Raw genomic sequence first — 21,149 nt, forward strand, 5'->3', positions numbered from 1 at the left:
GCAGCCACTTTAGTGTCACCGCCATGCTGATATTTTAATGTTGGCATGGTCGGCTTGTTAATTTTTCAGCATTGCAATGTGCGGAATATCATCTTCTAAATACATCTCACTAACGCGGGTAAAACCATGTTGATTATAAAACGTTTCTAAGTGCTCTTGCGCTGATATTTTTAACTGTTCTTGCGGAAAATTTTGCGCGCAAATGCTTAAACCGGCGCTGATTAGTGCATGGCCAAGTCCTGTGCCTCGTGCGCTTTGAGCAGTAACAACACGGCCGATACTGACATAATGCTCATAGGTTACGCCTTTAGGTAAGATACGCAAATACGCCACCATAACACCATTTTGATAGCAAAATACATGACGGGTTTGTGGATGGCGGTCGTACTCGTCGATGTCGGCGTAAAAACAGCACTGTTCAACAACAAAAACGTCAATACGCAATTTTAGCAAGTCGTATAACTCATTGGTGTTAAGCTCGGAGAATGTTTTGTTTTGCCAATGTATTGTGGGCTTGCTGGTGTCTCTCATCATTTAAGTTTTGCTCTGCTCTTGAATTAATAGTTGCTCAAACTCTTGTTGCTTCATCGGCTTAGCTAATAAATATCCTTGTCCTAAATGGCAGCCCGCCTGCATAAGTAATTGCTTTTGTTGCTCGGTTTCTATGCCTTCTGCGATCACATCAATGCCAAGTTTATTGGCCATTACAATGATCGCCTGACAGAGTGCGGCATCTTTATTGTCAGTAGCCATGTTTTGTACGAAGCTTTTGTCAATTTTTAAATAATCAATAGTGTAATTTTTAAGGTAAGAGAAAGAGCAATAGCCAGTGCCAAAATCATCAATGGCTATGGCAACGCCCTGTTGACGCACTTGATCTAGTACTGAGATCACTTGACTTTGATTTTCCATTAACAAATTTTCAGTGATTTCTATGGCGATTGCTTGCTGCTCAAGGCCCTGTTTTTTCAATAACTCGGCCCAGTTGGTTATTTGTCGGCCTTGGTTGCGATATTGTACCGGCGAGGTATTGATACTGATCATTAACTCGGGACAATAATGCTCGCGCCAGTGTTTTACTTGTTGTGAAACTTGGTTAAATATCCAGTCGCTAATGTCACATATTAGACCGGTTTCTTCAGCTAATGGTATGAAGTCTAGTGGTGAAATAGCACCAATTTCAGGGTGCTGCCAACGAATTAACGCTTCCGCTTTAATAATTTTATTGTTGGTTAAGTCCACGATGGGCTGATAAACCATATGGAATTGTTGTTTGTTCAGGGCCGAGCGTAAATTTTGTATGATTTCCATACGCTTTAAAAAGTCTGTGCGCATTTGCTCGGTAAAGTAATGAATACTATTGCGTCCTCGTGCTTTTGCTCCATACATAGCTTGGTCGGCATTTCGCAACAAGGCGTCAATATTGTCGGCATCGTTAGGGTAAAGTGCAATGCCTAAACTCGCCGCGCAGTAAACACTTTTTTGCTCTATTTGATATGGTTGCGACAAGCTACTTAGCAGTTTTTGCCCTATGTTATCAATATCGGCAGTGCTATTAGTGCCCACTAGAATGATGACAAACTCATCGCCACCTAAACGCGCAACGATGTCATTTTTTCTCAAACAGCTTTTAATGCGTCTTGAGGTTTGAATTAATAATTTATCGCCGGTGCTATGGCCTAACGAGTCATTAACATCTTTAAAATTATCAAGGTCTAGCATGACAACGGCGAGCTGACTTTTGTCGCGTTGTGCATTGGCGATAGCCGTCATTAAATGTTCGTGCATTAAGTTGCGATTTGGTAGCAAGGTTAAATTATCATAATTGGCTTGTTGCCATATGATGTTATCTGCGCGTTCGCGTTCAATCGCTATGCGGGCAATATTGGTAATTTGCTCTATAGCAATAAAGTCACGCTTAGTGGGGGTGGCCACTTTCTCATGATATAAGGCAAAAGTGCCGAGCAATGTGCCATTGCTGTCAATAATGGGTTCAGACCAACACGCTGCGATATTGGCTTTTTTAGCGAGATCTTTCCAAGCGCTCCAGTATGGATGGTTGGCGATGTCGCTAACTATAACGCGTTTTTTGGTGAAGGCCGCAGTGCCACAAGAGCCGGCACCATGACCGATAGTCATGCCATCTACTGCCTGGTTAAAAAAGTCCGGCAAACTTGGCGCTGCGCCAAGTGTTAAGTGTTTACCTGAGCCATCAAGTAATAAAATACTGCCTCTTACATTGGGAAATTCATACTCAATTTCTTTGACAATAGCGGATAATATTGTTGTTAGCTTATTGGAACTGGCAATTAACTCTAGCAGTTTATTGCGGCTTTGGCTTAAGGTGACATTATCACTAAGCAGGCGGTTTTTTTTCTGCATAAACATTGAAAATGCCAAGGCAAATAAGTTTGTCAGTACTAAGGTGATCAGTATGCGATAGAGGTTGACGGTATCAAGCTGTTGATTTGCGATAAAAAAAACATTGACGATCATGATGCTGTTAAAAGCACCACCAAGCAATGCGGGTAGCAGATAAAAGCTTGCCACAACGGCGGGAAAAGCCCAGTAGATGAGGTTCGCGCCTTTTAAATATATCGCTGCCAAAATAATGATTTGAGTAAATATGGCTAACAAGGCACTAAAAATGGTGGTTTTGCGGCTAAACAACAAACCAATAAAAATACATGATAGGCCGAATATGGCGGTCGCGGCTATGAGTTTAGCGAGTTGATCTTGTAATTGAAAACCGAAAATTAAAAACGGTAGTAGCCCTAACGTTGCCGTTGCGGTCAAAGTCAGGAGAATTTTATCTTCAAGAGAACGATTGATGAATTTAGCTTTCAACTTAGCTTTCATATCAGCTTAACTTCTTATTCATAGGGGAAGTTACTCGGCACATAAGACATAATTATAAGTTACTAGGCTAACATAAGAAAATTTACCTTTCATGTAGTAATAATAGCAAGCGAGACAAAAAACAGAGTCATAATATTGATGTAATTGCACGATATTAGCGGGTCATTGCTACAACCCAAGTTGGCCTTTATCCGTTCTATTGCATCATTTTACATGCTAGAACCGATAGACGTTAGTTTTGCAAGCTAACGGTGTCGAGTTATGTTAGGTGAGAAACGCACATCGTTATTTAGTTTTAATGATGTGCGTTTTGTGTCAACACTCAGCTAGAACTGGCTAGGGTTAGCTGTTATTTTTGGTGCCGAGTTTGTAGCACCGCCATGACTTCACTTAAATTAATGTTTTGATCTTGCAGTAACACTAAGGTGTGGTAAAACAAGTCCGCACATTCACCGAGTAAGTCTTCTTTAGTTTCAGCAACCGCCGCTAATGCCACCTCAACGCCTTCTTCGCCGACTTTTTGGGCTATTTTAGTGGTGCCACGAGAAAATAACTGCGCAGTGTAACTCTCTGCTGGCGCGTCATTTTTGCGACTGGCAATCACTTGCTCAAGTTGACTAAGAAAGTTTTGTTGGCTGATAGTTTGCTCAGCAAAACAAGACTCAGTGCCTAAATGACATGTAGGGCCTTGCGGCCTGCAGGCAATCAGTAAGCTGTCTTGATCGCAATCAGTAAGCACTTGGCTAACCAGCAAGTAATTGCCGCTGGTTTCCCCTTTACACCATAGTGCTTGTTTAGCGCGACTATAAAAAGTGGCGCGGCCAGTAGCTAAGGTTTGCGTTAAGGCGTCAATATTCATATAGCCTTGCATTAACACGGCGCCAGTATCTTGATGTTGAATAATGGCGGGGATCATGCCGGCCATTTTATCCCAAGCCAGTTGCGCGATATTGTCGGGTGTAATTAGCATAATCTGATCTCAACTTTTTCATTTTTAAGGGTTTGCTTTAATTCATTAATGGCGATGATGCCTTTATGAAAAACACTAGCGGCTAACGCGCCATCAACGTCAGTTTGTTGAAAAACATCAACAAAGTGTGATATTTCACCGGCGCCACCTGAAGCAATTAATGGCACATGACATAGCGCTCTGACTTGGCTTAGTTGGGGAAGATCATAGCCTTGGCGAACACCGTCTTGGTTCATGCAATTAAGCACTATTTCACCGGCGCCGAGTTTTTGTACTTCTTGTAGCCAATCAAGCGTGCGCCACTTTGTTTTTTGCGTGCGCGCTTCATCGCCGGTAAATTGATAAACTTGGTATTCACCAACGCCGTTATTGGCGTCTTGATTAAAAAAGCTATCAATGCCGACCACAATACATTGCTGGCCGAAAACATCAGCTAAACGTGATATTAAACTCGGATCTCGTAACGCAGGCGAATTAATGGAAATTTTATCCGCCCCCATCATCAATATTTGCTTAGCATCGGCTTCAGTTTTTATGCCGCCGGCGACACAAAATGGGATATCGATCACTTGGGCGATACGACTAACCCAGCTTTTATCCACCACGCGATCATCTGAGCTAGCAGTAATATCATAAAAAACCAATTCATCAGCACCCGCTTGTGCGTACTGCTGTGCAAGCGGTACTATATCGCCGATAATTTCGTGATTGCGAAATTGCACGCCTTTGACCACTTTACCGTCGCGAACATCTAAACAAGGAATAATACGTTTAGCTAACATAGTGTCACCATTAGTTTAATCTTTTGATATTTAAGGGGTATTTCTTTTTCGGTTTTTGATTTTGATTTAAAATGGATACACATAGGCTACACTTAATATATTATTTATCTAATAATGTTTGAATAACAATTCAACGTCGCATTGCTGAAATCGTCACATTTATTGAGTTTGACTAGGAATATAACGCATAAGAAGCAGTTAGTTAATACATAAGTGTAATAACTGTTATCATTATTCTTAATAACAAAACTCAGCTAATTATAAGGGGAGTGGGCTTATGTTTTCTCGACGGTTTGAATCCTTAAGTCAGTAAATCTTTAGGCTAGTTATTTCTGGCTGACAGATGTACCTTCGCAATTAAAAGTTGATAGTTCTTAAATTCACGAAAGTGTAGATTCGAATCAAGTAATAATTGTTCAAAAAATTCAAGTTAAGACTAATTTCTAGTCATGGCTTTCGGGCTAGCAGATACTATTAATTCAGAGTTGGTTTGGACAGTGTAGGCTTGCACTAAGCTAGCGGCTCTTCGCAGCATTTCTCGTCGCAAGAATTCAGGCTCCAAAACAACGATGGAATCTGAAAATCCACTTAAATAATTTGCAATAAAGAAAGGATCTGGCTCTTTTCTATTGAAGTGAATTGGAAAACTTAACTCCATTTCAATTAGCCAACAGTCATCAGTCTTTAATTTAGTAAAAGTCGCTTTATCAGCTATAGAGGTGGCTTCAAAATTACTTTTAACCCATGTATGGCAAATAGCTGAGATCTTTTCTCTTGTTTCATATTCTGTTTTTTTGACTTCAATAAACTGCTCTTTTGACGCAGTTAAATCATGCAATTTGCCTATTTCAAAATATCTCGTCGTATTAGTATTATGCTCATGAGCCAGTACTTTTAAGTGTTGGTTTAACAGTACAATTCTTTGAGGCGATAAGATTAATTCTTTTGCATCAAAACTCTTGTGAATTGATTGGTAATTAGCAGAAAAGCACTGTTCTTCAAATGTACAATCAAATACAAACTGCCAAGATTTTCTTTCTTCAATTGTGGCTGACTCGTGATCTAATACGCTATGCATGTCATAACCCATCGGATTGAAATCTATTTTAGACAAATATTTTGTAAGCTCTGAATGGTCTAATACTTCTTCAGCTCTTTTGAATTCAGTTTGTAACGCTGAAAAAATATGAGGAGGAATTAGCTCCGGCAGATATTCTTTAATAAACGCAAATGCAAACGCTCTTTCTTCTGACATTTCAAACTGTTCAACAGCATCATCTTTGTCTTTTTGTGAGGTCCAGTAATATAAATAAGCATTTCCCTTTTTTACTCTACAGAGTCCTTCTCCTTCATCATCTAGTATAGAAGTGATAATTCGAGATGCGTTTTTCTTGAAAGAATCAAAAGAGTCTTGGCTTTCTTTTCTAAAGCTAGACAGTCGGTTTTCAATTAAATCTTTTATTTTAATTGCCTTATCTTCACCGACACCAATGCTTCGCACGATCGCGTTTCTAAATTCTGAATTCGATGACTTCATACAAGTGAGTAAACCCTATAGGACAAGTGTTGTCTCGATATTCTTTTAAAATGCCACTAATGTCAATCGAGGAGTAACTTTTATGCTGTCTGAACAACTATTAAATGTCATGAAAATGTTTTGTGAACTCTCGCTTTATCAAGACTTTTCAACGAGTACAGAAATTACAAATGTGATTAATCAACTTTCATTAGGGCAACTAAATACTAATAGAGAAAAGTACGTTATTTCATGCCTGATCCTCTCAGTTCAAGAAGCTTTAGAATCAAGTATACAAAAAGCAGCTGACTCAGCAGTCATGTCTGACCTGACGAAACTGGTCGATGAACTCAAGCAATTTCAATCAACATTACTTTCTGAAGAAAGGGTGATGCACTAATGAAAACTTCCAATCAAGACCTTATTAGATTATTTCACATTAAACGATGTGGACACACCCAGATTGACAATGATCAACATTTAAATATTTAGGAGTGCTTTTATGCAGTATCAACCAAAAGAAGTCTATATTGGGGGCTTTAACCCTGTTTATGAGTGTGTTCAAAACGGCTTTTTCCTAATTGGTGCGGGTAAACTTGGCGTTATGTTTTCTATTGTAGTGATGAGAGGAGATACTCTATTTTGGGTTAGTGCTTTTATCGGAACCATTACACTGCTGAGAGCAAAGCGCTGGTATGATAAATGGCAGGATCGAGAGCTTCGAATCAAGTGTATCGATATTAACTATATCGAAAGATTAAGTGACGAAACTGCGCCTAAATACAAAAAACAACAAGCCATCACAGCTATAACGAATAGAGCTTCGAAAGTATGGTGGAGTTATTTGCTTTTCTTTACTCCTCACATTGCTTTATTAGGCTTTTGTTGGTGGCTGCTTGATGCTTGGGGAGCTTAAGGGTAGTAGCATTTTCTCTTTTGCTGAGAAAATACTCAAATAACGATAGGGTGAATTATGGCGAATCTATTAATTATAGAGTTTAGTGAAGAGGCGACTGAAAATTACTTAAGACTAGTAAGTCGAAAATCTGAAGCCGAAGTTGAAATGGATATGGAGCCATCTGGTGTTAAGCTAGAAATTGATATTGGACCTGCACATTACGGTTATGAGGCTGAAGTTGCAGGTAAGTCTATAGGTGAAGTCTTTGTGAAGCTTGAACATACAGGTTCACCTAAATTAAAATCATAAGATTTCCCACTTTTGGGTAGCAAAATTCCGGCAGGCTTGGCCTGCTCCCGAACCTAGTTTTTGGCCTGTTGGGTTAGTCACTGAATAAGTAAATTTTCTGCATGTTTGGTATAAAATACCTCGTTTAGAATCTTCAAAGTAATCTTCTACATTCACGTTAAATACGTAGCATGTATCTATGTTCGTCCAAATATATTCTTGATCTGGTTCGCCTGATTGGAAAACTCTTGAGAGCTGTTCGAAATCCTAATGCCCAAAAGCTTCATATTGGTCTATTTTGCCGTCGAGATTGTCATCAATGGCGCCATTTATTGGGCCTCTGTTGTATTGTTTAACCTTGCTATATACATCGGCAGGTAAGCCACAGTTAGAGTTGGTAATTGCACAGCCAGAAATGTTTAGAGCAAGTATTATATAGAGGCATTTATGCATCCTTTTCCTCCTGAAATACTACTATGTTTAACCCTTTCTGAATCAAAAACAGTTCAAACTGAGTAACTAAATAGTGATAAATTTGAGACAAGCTACCAACAGCGGCTATTGATTCAACGAAGTTTGAGTCGTTTCCTGAAATGTCATGTATTTCTGCTTGTGCTCTAAAGAATAGATAAGATTTTTGACTTTTAGCCTTATCAATTTGAATATCTGAAATAGCTAACCTGTAACTTAAATCTTCAGAGAATAAGACTCCTGTTTGGGCTATTAACAGATAAGCTGAAGCAACCGTGCTTGGCTCAATGCTAATTAAAAAGTGTTCTTCATTAACTGTTTCGCGATTCATTGATTCACTCATTTATAATTTAACTGTTTAAATAAGCCTACGGAAAAGTTAGGACGCTTTTTGTCCCAATAGCCAGCTAATCTTTTGTTTTGGGAGGTCGCTATGACTAATTTAGAGTTATGTTTAATTTGGGCTGGAGATCACGTAATTCACAGTAAAGTTGAATACGATTTTCATATAGAACAAATCAAACTTTCACTATTAGATAAACAAAAAGATAACGAATACAGTTTTCTCTTTTGGACTTCTGCCTGTGAAGCATTCGAGATCAAAAATGACTTACCACGACGGATTCATGAAGTGTATTCAAATGCATGGTGCTGAATGTCACATATAACTTTATGAAGAAGTTGTAGTTTCACTGTAAATATTCAAATTTTTATGGTTAATTGGGACGTTGCGTGTCCTAAGCTAAAAGTACACTTATGGAAAGACTTGATTTAAGGAAGTATAAAAATGAGCCAACCAAGGTATTTGACCAAATCACGATTTAAGTTAGCTACTGAGTGTCCAACTAAACTGTTTTATACGGGCAAAAAAGAATACTTGGATAACAAGCTTGATGACCCTTTTCTTGCCTCATTAGCTGATGGCGGTTTTCAGGTGGGTGAATTAGCTAAGTGCTATTACCCAGACGGTCATGACATAACTTCTTTAGATTATGAAGAGTCGATTCAGCAAACTAATGAGCTATTAAAGCAAGAAAACGTCGTCATTTTTGAGCCAGCCATTCGCTTTGGCAACTTATTTGTTCGTGTCGATATTTTAGTTAAGCAAGGCAATGAGTATCAGCTTATTGAAGTTAAAGCCAAGTCATACTCTGCTAAAAAAGATAAAGACTTTCTGAATAAGTCTGGAAAGTTAGACTCAAAGTGGAAACCATACATTTTTGATGTGGCGTTTCAAAAATACGTTTTAAAACAGGCCATACCCGGTGCGCTAGTTAGCAGCTATTTAATGGTTGTGGATAAAGACATGCCTTGTCCAGTTGATGGTTTAAATCAGAAGTTTAAATTAACTCGTGATGACAGAAACAGACGCGGTGTGTCTGTTTCTCATTCGTTATCTGCCTCGGATTTATCAGTAAAAATTCTCAAAAAGGTCAATACCGACAAAGCAGTTCAAATTGCTTATGAAACCGAATTGCAAACTGGTATGCCAGTAGAAGGCTTCATCCCTAATATCGAAGTACTAGCAGAGCAGTATTCTAACGATGAAAAGGTGATGCCAGTCATCGGCTCAAAGTGCAAAAGTTGTGAGTTCAAATGCTCGGAAGAAGATGAAGCGAATGGCTTTAAAAGTGGCTTTAAGGAATGCTGGAAAGAGCAACTTCATTGGAGTGATGAAGACTTTAATGAGCCTACGGTATTAAGTATCTCAAACTTTAGAAGTTCAAACCGCTGTATCGAAAATGGCAAAGTAAAGCTAAAAGACCTTTCTCCAGAAGACATCAACTACGAAGAGTCATCAACACCTGCACTTACATTAAAAGAAAGGCAGTGGCTTCAAATAGAGAAAGTACAAGAAAATGATTCAAGTGTGTATGTTGATGTCGATAGCATGCGAAATGAAATGGCCTCTTGGACTTACCCTCTTCACTTTATTGACTTTGAAACTTGTGCCGTTGCCATTCCTTTTTATAAAGGAATGTCGCCATACGAAGGCATAGCGTTCCAGTTTTCCCACCACATATTACATGAAGACGGTCGTGTGGAGCATGCAGGTGAATTTCTTAGTTCTCAGGTTGGTGAGTTCCCAAACTTTAATTTTGTAAGAGAGCTAAAAGCTCAATTAGAAAAAGACAACGGCACCATCTTTAGGTACTCAAACCACGAGAATGCTTATCTTAATATGGTTTATCAGCAATTAAAGTTGTCTGCTGAATTAGATAAGGACAAGCTTTGTGACTTTATTAAGTCAATCACTAAGTCTTCCAACAATAGCAAAGACAATTGGTTGGGTGACAGAAACATGGTCGATCAATGGGAGCTGGTAAAGAAATATTATTATGACCCTGCCACAGGTGGCTCAAACTCTATTAAGGCAGTACTACCTGCGATTTTAAATAGTTCTAAATTTTTACAAGAAAAATACGAACAACCTATTTATGGGACTCATGAGTTGCCTAGCTTAAACTTTAAAAATAAAGCTTGGATTGAACTTGATGACAACGGAAAAGTGAAAGACCCATACAAATCACTGCCAAAAATGTTTGCAGAAGCGTCTGAGCATGACATAGAGCTACTATCAGAATCTGATGAACTGAATAATGGCGGTTTGGCTTTAACTGCATATGCAAGGCTCCAGTTCACTGAAATGTCTGATTATGAAAGAAAGGAACTTGAACGCGGACTATTGATGTACTGTGAGCTAGATACTTTGGCTATGGTGATGATCCAAGAGGCTTGGAGGGAGATGATTAATGAAAACAAATAGAGTCAGAAAGAAGATACTGGCTTAACTATAAAACCGTGGCCAATATTAGTTGACCACTACAGTAACGTTTACCAACTAGTTAGATGTGTATAGTATGGGACATTGTATGTCCTATTAGCTTTGTACTATGCAGACAAATAGATTAGTTAGCCAACACAAGTTGGCAGGAAGTAATAATGAATAAAAAAGAGTACTTAAATCAACCTGTGGTAAAAGAGTTTACATCTTACCTGTCTAATTTAATTGATGGGAACGAGTATTTTAAGCATGAGTATTATTGGTATGATGAAAAAAAAGACATATATTTCGATTCTTTTCTAGATGCATTATATAAATATGAATGGCCATTTAGGTATACAGATCGATTTATTAACGAAGTTAAAACTGGCAAATCGTTACATGATAATAAAACTTGCTTAGAAAGCTTTAGCAAAGGTTTGGTTTCAGCTATAGGCAATGGAGATCTTAAAGCATGCCAAAATTATTGTTTAATGATTTTAGATTGGGGAGGCGTCCTCTATCAGAATGAAGATAAAATATTATCTTTAGGCTCTATACTTCCAGAGTATCTAGCATGTTGCATAAGACTGTTTAATGGTCCAGATACTACTTGTAATGATAAATATAAAGTATCTGTTAATGGTGAATCCATTGATGTAATCATGAATGCAGGGTTTACAAAAATATATTCGCTAATCTGTTCGAGTTTTATTATTTATGATGGTCGAGTAGGCGGGGCGCTGGGATACCTAGAAACGAATTTTTATAAAAAAACAGGTAATGCACAAAGTAAATTATTAAGCTTTCATTATGGCTCTGCGAGAGGCAAACAAATTCGTAACCCGTCAGTAAATAATTTTAAATTCTCAATTCTTTCAGCTGGCAATGTTCATACTAGAGATAACTTAAAGGCCAACTGGCTTTTGGCTGAGGCACTTGAAAATCAAACTAGCTTGAAAGGTGATAAGGCTACGTTAATACGAGATATTGAGTGTGCACTATTTATGATCGGATATGATTTTCCTGAATTAAAACCCAAAGATGAAAGTAAAGACAAGGTAGAGAACTATAGTACTCGCTCAAGCTCTAAAGATTCAAAAGTAACAGCAGATTTAGTTAGAACATTTGCGTTACAACTCATTAAGGAAGGATTAAAAACACGAGCATCTATTGAGTTTACTTCCAGTGACATTAAAAAGGAGCTAGGTGGCGACTTAACTGCAATATGTAGCGCTCTAAAAAAGCCAACGTTCTTCTACCAATCTGGAGTTACTCTTGAAATAATTGACACTCCCCCTTCCGGCTTAGGAAAAGTAACCTATAGGGCCAAAAAGGCAGCTTAAATATTAGGATTCCCCCATGCAATAACGCAATTTATAAAATGAGTAAATTCAAGTTGGGACAATGTTTGTCCCATTTTTTTTATTGTTCTGTATTGGTTTTACAAATCGAGGTTAACGACATGTCTAAAAAAATTAATACTTTTATTGCACTTTTAGCAGGTTATTTGATGAAGAAGATACGTACTGGATTTCTGTATTCACAATCTATCTAATTTTTATTCAATTAGCAGTTACTAAATCAAATCTCAACAACGTAACCACAATCGAAATTATAGTTTTCTAGACTGGAGTAACCGCGTTGATTTGAAATTATTCTCGTATCAGCAATTTGATAGTTTACATTGTGATGAGTGTGACCATGTGCCCATATATCAATTCTATCTGTATATTTTTTAATAAACTCTTCTAAATTAGAAGAGAATGCGGCCGAAAGTAGGTCGCTTTGGTATTGTGTTGGCGTTGATTGAGGAGAAGGAGCGTGATGCGTAATCACGATATTTCTACCTGTATTGCTATTTTTTAATTCGTTTTCTATGTAATTTATTGAATTATTAAAAAATGCGATGGTATCAGATACCTTAAGTTTTTTGTATTTACCGTTATCATTTATTGTAATGTGCTGAAAGTCATTCATTTTAGCACCCGCATCAAATATGCATTCTTGTTTCTTCGACTCACCAAAGAGTTTGAAATCGGTCCATAAGGTAGAGCCAATAAATGTAACGCCATCTATTTCGACACTATCGTTGATTAATACATGAACATTTGAGTTTTTAGATTGTTCTTTTAGTTTTCTATTAATCGATTGGATATTTGAACCATAATATTCATGATTCCCCGGAATGTAGACTACCGGCAACTCAAAGAAATCTTTAGCCCACTGTATGCCATGGTGTTTTGAGTGTATATCACCCGCTAAAATGACCACGTCTGCGTCAATTTTAGGTGGGGTCCAAACCTCAAATTCATTATGAATGTCTGAAAATAATGACAACTTCATAGTATAATTCCTTTAATTAGTTCTGCTGTGCTATTAATAAGAAGAGGATCTAGTGTAAATATTGCTGTAAACCAATAGGTTGCAAGTAATGAAAATAGGTAATTAAATACATTTGCAAGCTTTCTATCAGATAATGTTGCCTCAGAGGTTATTTGGGCAAACACAGCTGTCACAAACCAAAGAGCAAAATGGTAGCCATGCACCTCAAGGTTGAAGACATTAAACTCCCAATAATATGCCGTTCCCAAGGCCAATAGAGAAATGCTACTCAAGAATTGAGTAGTGGCTATAATATCCGGTGATTTTTGCAAATCACCATTGTCGTCTATTTCTCCCAACAAATGCATAGATGAGGCAGTCAATATAAGTAAAAAGTATAGCGCAAGTGCCAACCAGCTTGGCCAATCCCAGTGCGAAGCAGCCCAATAAACACCAGAGATAATAATCGCTAAACCTAATAAATTAGGTACTAGGGCTAGAGCAAAGAAAAGTGTAAGGCCTGATCCAACTAAAAGAACTGGATCAGCACCTAAACCTGTTAATAGCATGACAGCAGCAACAAATAACTTTCCAGCGATTGATAGACCCATGAAGCCATTAATTGCCACTGCACCGATTATGTTTCCAGCGGCAGCCCCTGCGTTTTCTAGCTGATTAATTTCTCTGTTGTATTTCATCCTGACTCCTAGTCAAACCTTATTACATCAATACAACATAGAGGTTGTGGTGTTTCATAGTTAATGCGGACAAATCGTGAACGGCACAAAGAATTGAATACTCATTTTCTTTAAACACGTCGTCATAACCATCCAAGTCACTGATGTAGGGAAAATAAGAATCAAGAAATTCCTTTAACGACTTCACATGTTCTGCTGCATTGAGGTGTGGGGCATGAATATCAAAATCTTCATCGTCTAAAATCAAAACGGAAGCAGGTAACGCTTCTTCTCGTGAAATTGTGTCAAAACCTTCAAGTCTTGATACTGGTTCATATTTATCAAACATGGCTTTAAGAGTATCTTCAGGAATAAATTTACCTGTTTCTTGATAACGCTCGCGACACGTTTTTAAAATGAAGTATTCCTTGTTTTTAAATACAAACTCAATCGCATGAAATTCAGCGTTAGGGTAATGTTTAAAAATCTTTTGCCGATTTGCTTTAGTAAGGTTGGTAAGATCCCAAACAATGTTTTTATATTTTTTTGACTCTTGAACCGACTTAAAAAACAATGATCTTTGCTCGCGGCGGATAGGGTGGTTGAATTCGAGTTCAAAGAACTCTCTGTAAGTTAAATTATGGTCGTTAATTATTTTTTCTACGATGTCATCCGAAGATACGACATAATCAAACTTACTCCGTTGAACAAAGGTAGATTTACCTGTGCATGCCGGCCCAATTAGAACTGTTACTTGTTGTTTAGTCATTTATAAATTTCCTCTTTAAGTTTCTAATTAGTAGCTTACCTTTGGTAGCTGATACACCCGTCGTTGGAAAATTAAATTTATATTTACTCATTGTTTATAAAGACAAAAACGTAAAAATATGATAAGTTGATAACTTAAATTATGGAGTCGCTTTTATGAATGAATTAGCTAGAATCGCGTATGAATATGAGAACTGGCAGAAGGGGTATTTACATGAAAGCGGCGAATCAATTTCCATTGTTCAAGCGCAAATTTTAAAAGACGTTTGGATATCCATTACTCAGGCTGAATTAAGTCACAAAACAGATAGCAGAGACTACAAAAGGGATCGATCAAAAGGTGTTGAGTTATTTACTGCGCTGTTACTTCAATCTCTTGAAGCAAATCAAACATCATATTCAAAAGAGTTAGCTGAGCAGGTTATTAAGTTTATCGATCACCTTATGCGTGAAAAGCTTGATAAGCGATTTCAATTCAATAAATTTATCAACGAACTTAATAAAAACCTAAAGCAAGACAAAACCACTGCTGAGCTAATTATTTCTATCATTGTTAATAATGCCAAAGGAGATCATAAACTTACGGCTGTCAATGTAACCAACACAATAGATTTAACCTTTGTTCATGAGTGTATGAAGCTATCAAGTATTGCATCTTACTCAAGTGCTAAAACCAGTAACAAAGTACGAGACTTAACAACAGATGAACTGGTATTTGAGACTCAAATACGGCAGTTAATATTTAGCTTTCTTGATACTTTAAACTTTTCCAAAGTAGTATTATTACCTAAAGCACTATTGTTTTATCATCACAGAGATTTAACGTCACAGCAAAGAAATAAAATTGAAGGTTGGCTAAGTAGTAGCGAGTGCCAAATTTTGAAACAGGTGTCTTACGCAGACTTACTGAATTTAACTAGCGTTATTAACCTAAAAGATAAAATTAACCAATTACTTAACGATGGCAATTCTCAAAATAAGCCATATACTGAAATCCTTAATGCGTGCCTCACTTGTTTGCCAGCTCAAATAGTGAATAGCCAGAGCTTCACTGCTAATAAAACACAATTCGAAGCTGAGTTTACTCAGCTAATCAACGTTCAGCTATACAGTGTACTCACACTCAACCCAAATACTATTGTAAATGTTGATCTGATTGCACGTCGTGCATTGTATTTATCATCACTGATAAATCTATTGGAATATACTCAAGTAAAATCCGGTTTTGACTACATTTTTAACAAAATTGAGCATAACTTTAACTCATTTAAAGCGGGAACATTTAAAGTGGCTAAAGTCTGGATTTTATATTTGTTGGAGCGTAATGAATATACTTGCAATGGCTTTGCACTAGAGGATTGGTTAGAAGCTCGGTTTAGATATTTTGTGCAAAAGAACCAGCTCATATTTAAGCTCAGTGAACTAAAAAGTAATAAGGCGCAATTCAAGAACTTATCAGAAGACAATATTCGCTCGAAAAGAATTCAAGACAGCTTGTCTGGCAAAATAAATGAAGATTTTGTTAATTGGGTTGAGAGCCATGGTGGTGATGATATTTTCGACAATCGAAACATAGAGGCTATTACTCAGCAACTAGCTAGCCAGTTAAATTTAAGTAACGTTGACAAATTATCTTTAGAACAAGCCGTTACGCATGATGATAGTTATTTCGAATATTGGTGGAATTCAGTTTTTCAAGGACAAGATAAAAATATCTTTGTGACAGAGACAATTATTGATGCATTTCAAACTTTTCCTAAAACGGATAAAAGTGAGGACGGCTTTAAAATGCAACGCACTCGCTGGAATCGAATAGTGTCACAAGTTGGTGGCGCTAGTCCCAAAGTGTATAAACGATTTAATACTGTTTTTTGCAATAGCATTGACCCTTTAGAAAAGCATAAAGTCGTGACCAGTCGAAATAATTCACTTGCGTTAATTAATATGGATAAACGTTTAAATGGCCGTTACAAAGTTATTAATAAACTCGGCTCAGGTGGTAATGGTTATGTAGTTAAAGCCGCGGATAATAATCTATACCGTGAGGTTGCTATTAAGCTCAATGCCACTTCAGAGTTCACTCACCCAGAAGTGTTTAAACGAGAAGCCAGAATACTTGCTACTCTTAAACATGAAAATATTATTCAGGTCTATGATTTTATTAGTGTTGAAAAGTCCATTTTTTCAAGGCATATAAATGCTGATGTTTATGGTTTAGTCACTGAATACCATTTTGGTGCAATGACTCTGGACAAGTATTTGGCCAACAACACTCTGAGCAATGATCAAAAAATTACGTTATTTCAACAAATTTGTAATGGTGTAGCAGCGGCTCATGCAAACAATCTTATCCACGGGGATTTAAAGCCAGAAAACATTATCGTCACCAATGAAGGCGTCGCTAAGTTGATCGATTTTGGTTCAGCGAGTTATGAACATTTGTCTAAAGCAAGCTCAGGCTCACTGGAATGGTTAAACCCGGATGTATTGATTGGAAAACCGCTCCAAAAGTCCTCTGATATATATGCTTTAACTTTACTGTTATTATTTATCTTAGAGATTGATTTTACGGGAGTTGCGGAGGCTGATGAAATCAAAGACCCATTTCTATTTGGGAGTAATGAACAGCAGCAAAACGAAAGCACAGCAGATGAAATAGAAAGCATTGTTACTCAGAAAGCTGAGAAGCATAACGCTAACCACGGTACTTTGTTTAAATTGATACTAGCTAGCCATTATTTACTTGAACAAGGCTGGCACTTTTCTGATGCTGAGTGGCAAAAGTACAACTTAGATAACGGTAAGCCTGAAGAAGCTGAAAAAGAATACTTTATGATTAATGGAATTGGTAGTAAGGCAAATCAATTCCTAAATGCGCTTCACGCAAATGTTTACAAAGGATTTGCTTCGGAACAAAGAGTTAAAAGTTTGATAGAAACTCTGCTCAAAGGGCTGCTGACTTCAGCTTTAAACCAAGAGCTTAGTTATCAAGTTCAACAACAAAGTTGTAAAAAGAGCAAAGGTGTAAAGTTTAACAGTAACTATTTAGATCATGCTTTAATAAAATTAGCAGAGCAAAGTAATAATAAACCACTTGAAACCATCGAAACGGTTGAACAATTAAGTGTAGCTAGTTACGTCTTACTAGACGCCTCGGCAAGTCATGTTAATAATGAAGTTGTGTTAAAACCACAGCTTTTTATCAATGGCCGCCTGTTAACTAAACCTTATTTACAAAGCATACCAGAAGTTTACTCTGTTGATGATCCGCGAATTCAAAAAGTAATTTGCAAATTCAATTCTGTTGGAATGGATTACCTTTTTACTGATGTTATTGTTCAGTTGCATGATGGTTCACCCGCCAGATTATGTATCTATAATGACGGCGTATATATTGATAAGCAGTTCCATCGATTGTTAGATGCTATTGAGCATGCCAAAACTATCGATCTAGTTGCTTAGTGTCAAAATATGATAATCGGATGTATTATACAGTTTCCAACGGTGGGTGCGTAATGGTGAAGTGGTTAAATAATCCTATTAATACAGAGGATTATTTATGCAAAATACTTCATCAAACAAGATCACGATTAAATTAGATAAAGAAATAACGTCATTAGACTTTATTAGAAACTATCACCCTGTTGTAATTAGGCATGCACTCTCAAATTTCCCAAATTTAGATCTCGACACCTGTCTGGCTTACGTTAGCAATAAGACTGTTATCCGATATCTACTGTTATGCGATGTTAACGATGTCTATTCGTTAAAAGATAAATACAAACGAAATTTAACAACTGCGACACCTTCAAGTTGTAAGTTAGAAGTCAGTAAATTAAAGAAAGCACTTCGAAAGTCCAAAAACATTTTATTATCGCGAGGACAAAAGCTAGCGGTAGGTTTAAATTGTAGATCATTCTCTGACATACGAGATCTAGCGGAATATGGGTACGAAAATTTAAAAAATGTCTTACCCTCAATTCCTGATTCGGCATTAGCAGACCTTATCGGCTTTCAAGACAACACTGATTTGTTGTTAGAATGTTTACCAGCTAGCCGAATTAAGACGATTAAGCAGTTATCGCAAAAGCAAATGGGGATAAATAAAGACACGCATTCAACCTTAACATTGATAGCATTTGAGTTGAAACAATATTTGTTAAAGCCAGATTTATATGGTTCAGATCCTTACACTTTTACTTTGAAAACCTACCAAGAAAAAGTCCTTGAATTTTTATACATGATGCCTGAAGAAGTTAGGAGACTTGGAATTTCATCAGTAAGGGATGAATGGGTTGTTGCTGCATTAAAGGTGTTAGAGCCATTCGAGCAATTTAGGTTTTTGTCCATTTTTGAAAACGAAACCGCCAATCGAGTCTTTGATTTATATAAAACTAAGCCAAGTTTTCATGAAGTGGGTTTCAAGTATTTAAATAAAATAGTTAAGGCGATTTGTGTCGGTGCTAAAGCATACAAGCTTAAACAAGAATCGGTACCGATAGACTTAGAGGAATCCAAAATACCATTTAACTTCCATAGGTTGAATGACTATAGCTGGCAAGTTTGGGAAGAATTAATTGACGACGTAACCGAGAAACTAATTTATTGTGCGACTTGTTTTTGTCGCAATGATGTATCGATGAACAATTTTAACGACTTCTTAAAAGCAAAAGATCGTCAGATAAATTACCAGAAATTCGATAACACGATTGAAGTCACTGAGATTGAAGCACTGGATTTCCAAGATAAGATTATTGGTGAGTGTGAGCGTATAAAAGCGTTTATTGATGACGTAAACTTTTCGGCATTAGAAAATGAAATCATGAAATTTCATGGCATTTCAGATGAATCTTTGGAGCGAGTTCCCGTAACACAAGAACCAGTACTATACCCCGATGAAGAATGCTCTGAGCCAGAGACAATCGAAGTCTATAATCACGATGATCTAATGACAAATATTATGTTGGGATTAAAAGAGCATGACGAAAAAATTTTTAATCAGATCCAAGCTAAAGGCAATAAAAAACGCATAGTTAAAGTTCCGTCTGACTTTATAGTTCGATTAAACGACCTAGCGACTAGTTTTCCAAATTGCGCTCATATTGTTGAATATTTAAGAGGGGTCATGACAGAAGCGTTTCTAACATCAAAACCGATCAATTTGCCCGTAATCAATCTTGATGGCGAGCCGGGGTGTGGAAAATCACAATTTGTCTTGGAGTTTGCTAAATTATTTGAACTTGAATCTACCTCTCTGCCGGTCACATCAATGGGGGATAAATTTGAGTTAATTGGTGCGCATCGTACTTGGAATAACGCTTCTATTGGAGCTTTCGCTAAGGCAATGTTGCTTGACGGTGAAACTTATAATCAATGTTTTTTGATTGATGAACTCTGCCAAGTTAAAAATTCCGGCGAGCGTAATTTAGTGCCAACGTTGCTTGGCTTTTTTGAATCAGAACAACGAAAGAGCTTATTGGAGAATTATTTAGATGTGGAAGTTGATTTTTCAGGCTTTATTATTTTTACAACAACAAACAATATCGAGAACTTAACACCTGCTTTAAAATCCAGAATCGTTTCTTTTACAGTAGAGAAACCTTCGCCAGAGCAAATGAAAATCATTGGCCAGAATATATACCAAAAACATATTCAAGAACGTGGTCTTCAAGATATTCTATCCAGTGAAATTCCTGAAAAATGCCAGCACCATTATCTAGGCGTTGTACCAAGGCAAGCGAAGCAAATTATTGAATCTGCGATTAGAAAAGCCATTCAGCGCTATGATGTAAACAATCCTAGAACTATTTGCTTGAGCATTCATGACTTTGTATCAATTATGAATAACCAGTCAAATCCTATTGGCTTTATTCATTAAAGGTGGCTGTTATGAAAATTTTTGATCCTAGATTTTATGGCAACTTAAACTCGTCAAATTTTGATGTGACTGGAAAACTGATCACTATTGATATTGAATCATCTGGCATTAGTAAAAACGGATACCCAATTGAAGTTGGTTGGTACAGTAAGGATTCCACAGGCTCATTTCTCATTAAGCCCGAGCCAGATTGGTTAGAGAATGGATTTTGGTGTAAATACGCAGAAAGTCATGTGCACGGTATTACAAAAAAAATGTTGTTGCGAAAGGGGATTGATGTCGTCTCTGCGGCTAATATGTTAAATGAAGTTTTAGGGGATAGTGTCGTCGTATGTGATGTCGTTGAATTCGATGGAACATGGTTAACACAGCTGTTTGCTAAGGCGAATGTTAACCCTAGCTTTAAACTGATAGGTCATATTGAATTAATCGATTTTAAAAAGCGTACCGGATGCCATTTAATAAAATCATTTTCGGAACTACAGAATACAGTTAATAAGACGCACAGAGCACAAGATGACGCTAAGCAATTACATGAAAACATGCTCAAAGTCACGGAACATATTGCCTAAATAGTTCAATTCATTCACGTCGGAGTTATAAAGTGTTTATTAATATACTAATTAAAACTCCGACGCTTCTATAACCTTTTAATACTAAGCTCACCAAGAACCCAAAACCAGCAATAAGGCAACACAACGCACAAAAACAGTAGCAATTGCGCACACCGTGCGGGGATTAATTTATTTTATGGAATCCTAGTGCTAACGCACTTTATAGTCCTATCTTGCTTAGATAAATCCTAATTCTAAAACTGATATTATTTTCCAACGATGGGTGCCCTGTCGCGACAGTTCAAAATACAGCAACTTGAAGTTGGATAATTCATTTAAATCACGTCAGAGTTTTAATTTAGTTATTTATACAGAAAAAAAACTCTGACGCGGGACGAG

The 21,149-nt window shown here is 37.1% G+C and carries 17 protein-coding genes; 8 read left to right on the plus strand and 9 right to left on the minus strand.

From position 1 onward, the window contains the following. Positions 1-57: 57 nt before the first annotated feature. The 5 genes from B6K83_RS06865 to B6K83_RS06885 form a co-directional block, all read right to left on the minus strand. Positions 58-534 (minus strand): GNAT family N-acetyltransferase, encoded by a 477-nt coding sequence (locus B6K83_RS06865; RefSeq protein WP_233143841.1) that lies wholly within the window; start codon positions 532-534, stop codon positions 58-60. Then, complete coding sequence (locus tag B6K83_RS06870; RefSeq protein WP_085284206.1) at positions 535-2,859, minus strand: sensor domain-containing phosphodiesterase; 2,325 nt, start codon at positions 2,857-2,859, stop codon at positions 535-537. It abuts the gene before it with no gap. 349 nt (positions 2,860-3,208) lie between these two features. Next, complete coding sequence (hisIE, locus tag B6K83_RS06875) at positions 3,209-3,829, minus strand: bifunctional phosphoribosyl-AMP cyclohydrolase/phosphoribosyl-ATP diphosphatase HisIE (RefSeq protein WP_085284207.1); 621 nt, start codon at positions 3,827-3,829, stop codon at positions 3,209-3,211. Then, complete coding sequence (gene hisF / locus B6K83_RS06880; RefSeq protein ID WP_085284208.1) at positions 3,823-4,611, minus strand: imidazole glycerol phosphate synthase subunit HisF; 789 nt, start codon at positions 4,609-4,611, stop codon at positions 3,823-3,825. The genes hisIE and hisF overlap by 7 nt, the downstream gene beginning before the upstream one ends. 436 nt (positions 4,612-5,047) lie before the next feature. Then, positions 5,048-6,148 (minus strand): WYL domain-containing protein, encoded by a 1,101-nt coding sequence (locus B6K83_RS06885; protein WP_005492649.1) that lies wholly within the window; start codon positions 6,146-6,148, stop codon positions 5,048-5,050. 82 nt (positions 6,149-6,230) lie between these two features. Here B6K83_RS06885 and B6K83_RS06890 point away from each other — a divergent pair, with 82 nt between their 5' ends. The 3 genes from B6K83_RS06890 to B6K83_RS06900 all read left to right on the plus strand — a co-directional run bounded on the left by B6K83_RS06890 (position 6,231) and on the right by B6K83_RS06900 (position 7,334). Next, positions 6,231-6,527, plus strand: a complete 297-nt coding sequence (locus B6K83_RS06890) for a hypothetical protein (protein ID WP_085284209.1) — start codon at positions 6,231-6,233, stop codon at positions 6,525-6,527. A 102-nt stretch (positions 6,528-6,629) separates the two neighbouring features. Beyond that, positions 6,630-7,043 carry a hypothetical protein gene (locus B6K83_RS06895; protein WP_005492647.1) on the plus strand — a complete coding sequence of 138 codons (414 nt, stop codon included), beginning with the start codon at positions 6,630-6,632 and terminating at the stop codon, positions 7,041-7,043. A gap of 57 nt (positions 7,044-7,100) precedes the next feature. Then, entirely contained in the window at positions 7,101-7,334 is a 234-nt protein-coding gene (locus B6K83_RS06900; RefSeq protein WP_005492646.1) for a hypothetical protein, read from the plus strand. A gap of 424 nt (positions 7,335-7,758) precedes the next feature. Here B6K83_RS06900 and B6K83_RS06910 read toward each other — a convergent pair whose 3' ends face one another. Next, positions 7,759-8,115, minus strand: coding sequence for a hypothetical protein (locus B6K83_RS06910; RefSeq protein WP_005492643.1), 357 nt, complete (start codon positions 8,113-8,115; stop codon positions 7,759-7,761). A 456-nt stretch (positions 8,116-8,571) separates the two neighbouring features. On the opposite strand from B6K83_RS06910, the gene B6K83_RS06920 reads away from it, so the two are divergent. Next, entirely contained in the window at positions 8,572-10,551 is a 1,980-nt protein-coding gene (locus tag B6K83_RS06920; RefSeq protein WP_005492640.1) for a DUF2779 domain-containing protein, read from the plus strand. Positions 10,552-10,727: 176 nt separating this feature from the next. After that, positions 10,728-11,894 carry a hypothetical protein gene (locus B6K83_RS06925; RefSeq protein WP_005492639.1) on the plus strand — a complete coding sequence of 389 codons (1,167 nt, stop codon included), beginning with the start codon at positions 10,728-10,730 and terminating at the stop codon, positions 11,892-11,894. Between the two features lie 238 nt (positions 11,895-12,132). Here the strand turns inward: B6K83_RS06925 and B6K83_RS06930 are convergent, their stop codons facing one another. The 3 genes from B6K83_RS06930 to B6K83_RS06940 are packed head-to-tail and all read right to left on the minus strand — an operon-like array spanning position 12,133 to position 14,319. Further along, on the minus strand, positions 12,133-12,894 hold the full coding sequence (locus B6K83_RS06930; RefSeq protein ID WP_085284210.1) for a metallophosphoesterase: 762 nt from the start codon (positions 12,892-12,894) through the stop codon (positions 12,133-12,135). Beyond that, positions 12,891-13,571 carry a hypothetical protein gene (locus B6K83_RS06935; RefSeq protein WP_005492635.1) on the minus strand — a complete coding sequence of 227 codons (681 nt, stop codon included), beginning with the start codon at positions 13,569-13,571 and terminating at the stop codon, positions 12,891-12,893. The genes B6K83_RS06930 and B6K83_RS06935 overlap by 4 nt, the downstream gene beginning before the upstream one ends. A gap of 22 nt (positions 13,572-13,593) precedes the next feature. Further along, the gene (locus B6K83_RS06940) at positions 13,594-14,319 is read right to left on the minus strand and encodes an AAA family ATPase (RefSeq protein WP_005492634.1); all 726 of its coding nucleotides are present in this window, start codon (positions 14,317-14,319) and stop codon (positions 13,594-13,596) included. Positions 14,320-14,474: 155 nt separating this feature from the next. On the opposite strand from B6K83_RS06940, the gene B6K83_RS06945 reads away from it, so the two are divergent. The 3 genes from B6K83_RS06945 to B6K83_RS06955 all read left to right on the plus strand — a co-directional run bounded on the left by B6K83_RS06945 (position 14,475) and on the right by B6K83_RS06955 (position 20,768). After that, entirely contained in the window at positions 14,475-17,780 is a 3,306-nt protein-coding gene (locus tag B6K83_RS06945; protein WP_005492633.1) for a serine/threonine-protein kinase, read from the plus strand. 97 nt (positions 17,781-17,877) lie between these two features. Further along, complete coding sequence (locus tag B6K83_RS06950) at positions 17,878-20,196, plus strand: AAA family ATPase (RefSeq protein WP_005492632.1); 2,319 nt, start codon at positions 17,878-17,880, stop codon at positions 20,194-20,196. Between the two features lie 11 nt (positions 20,197-20,207). Beyond that, complete coding sequence (locus tag B6K83_RS06955) at positions 20,208-20,768, plus strand: 3'-5' exonuclease family protein (protein WP_005492629.1); 561 nt, start codon at positions 20,208-20,210, stop codon at positions 20,766-20,768. The last annotated feature ends 381 nt before the right edge of the window (positions 20,769-21,149 follow it).

This window comes from Colwellia chukchiensis, from assembly GCF_002104455.1.
In the GTDB taxonomy this organism is placed as follows: Bacteria; Pseudomonadota; Gammaproteobacteria; order Enterobacterales; family Alteromonadaceae; genus Cognaticolwellia; species Cognaticolwellia chukchiensis.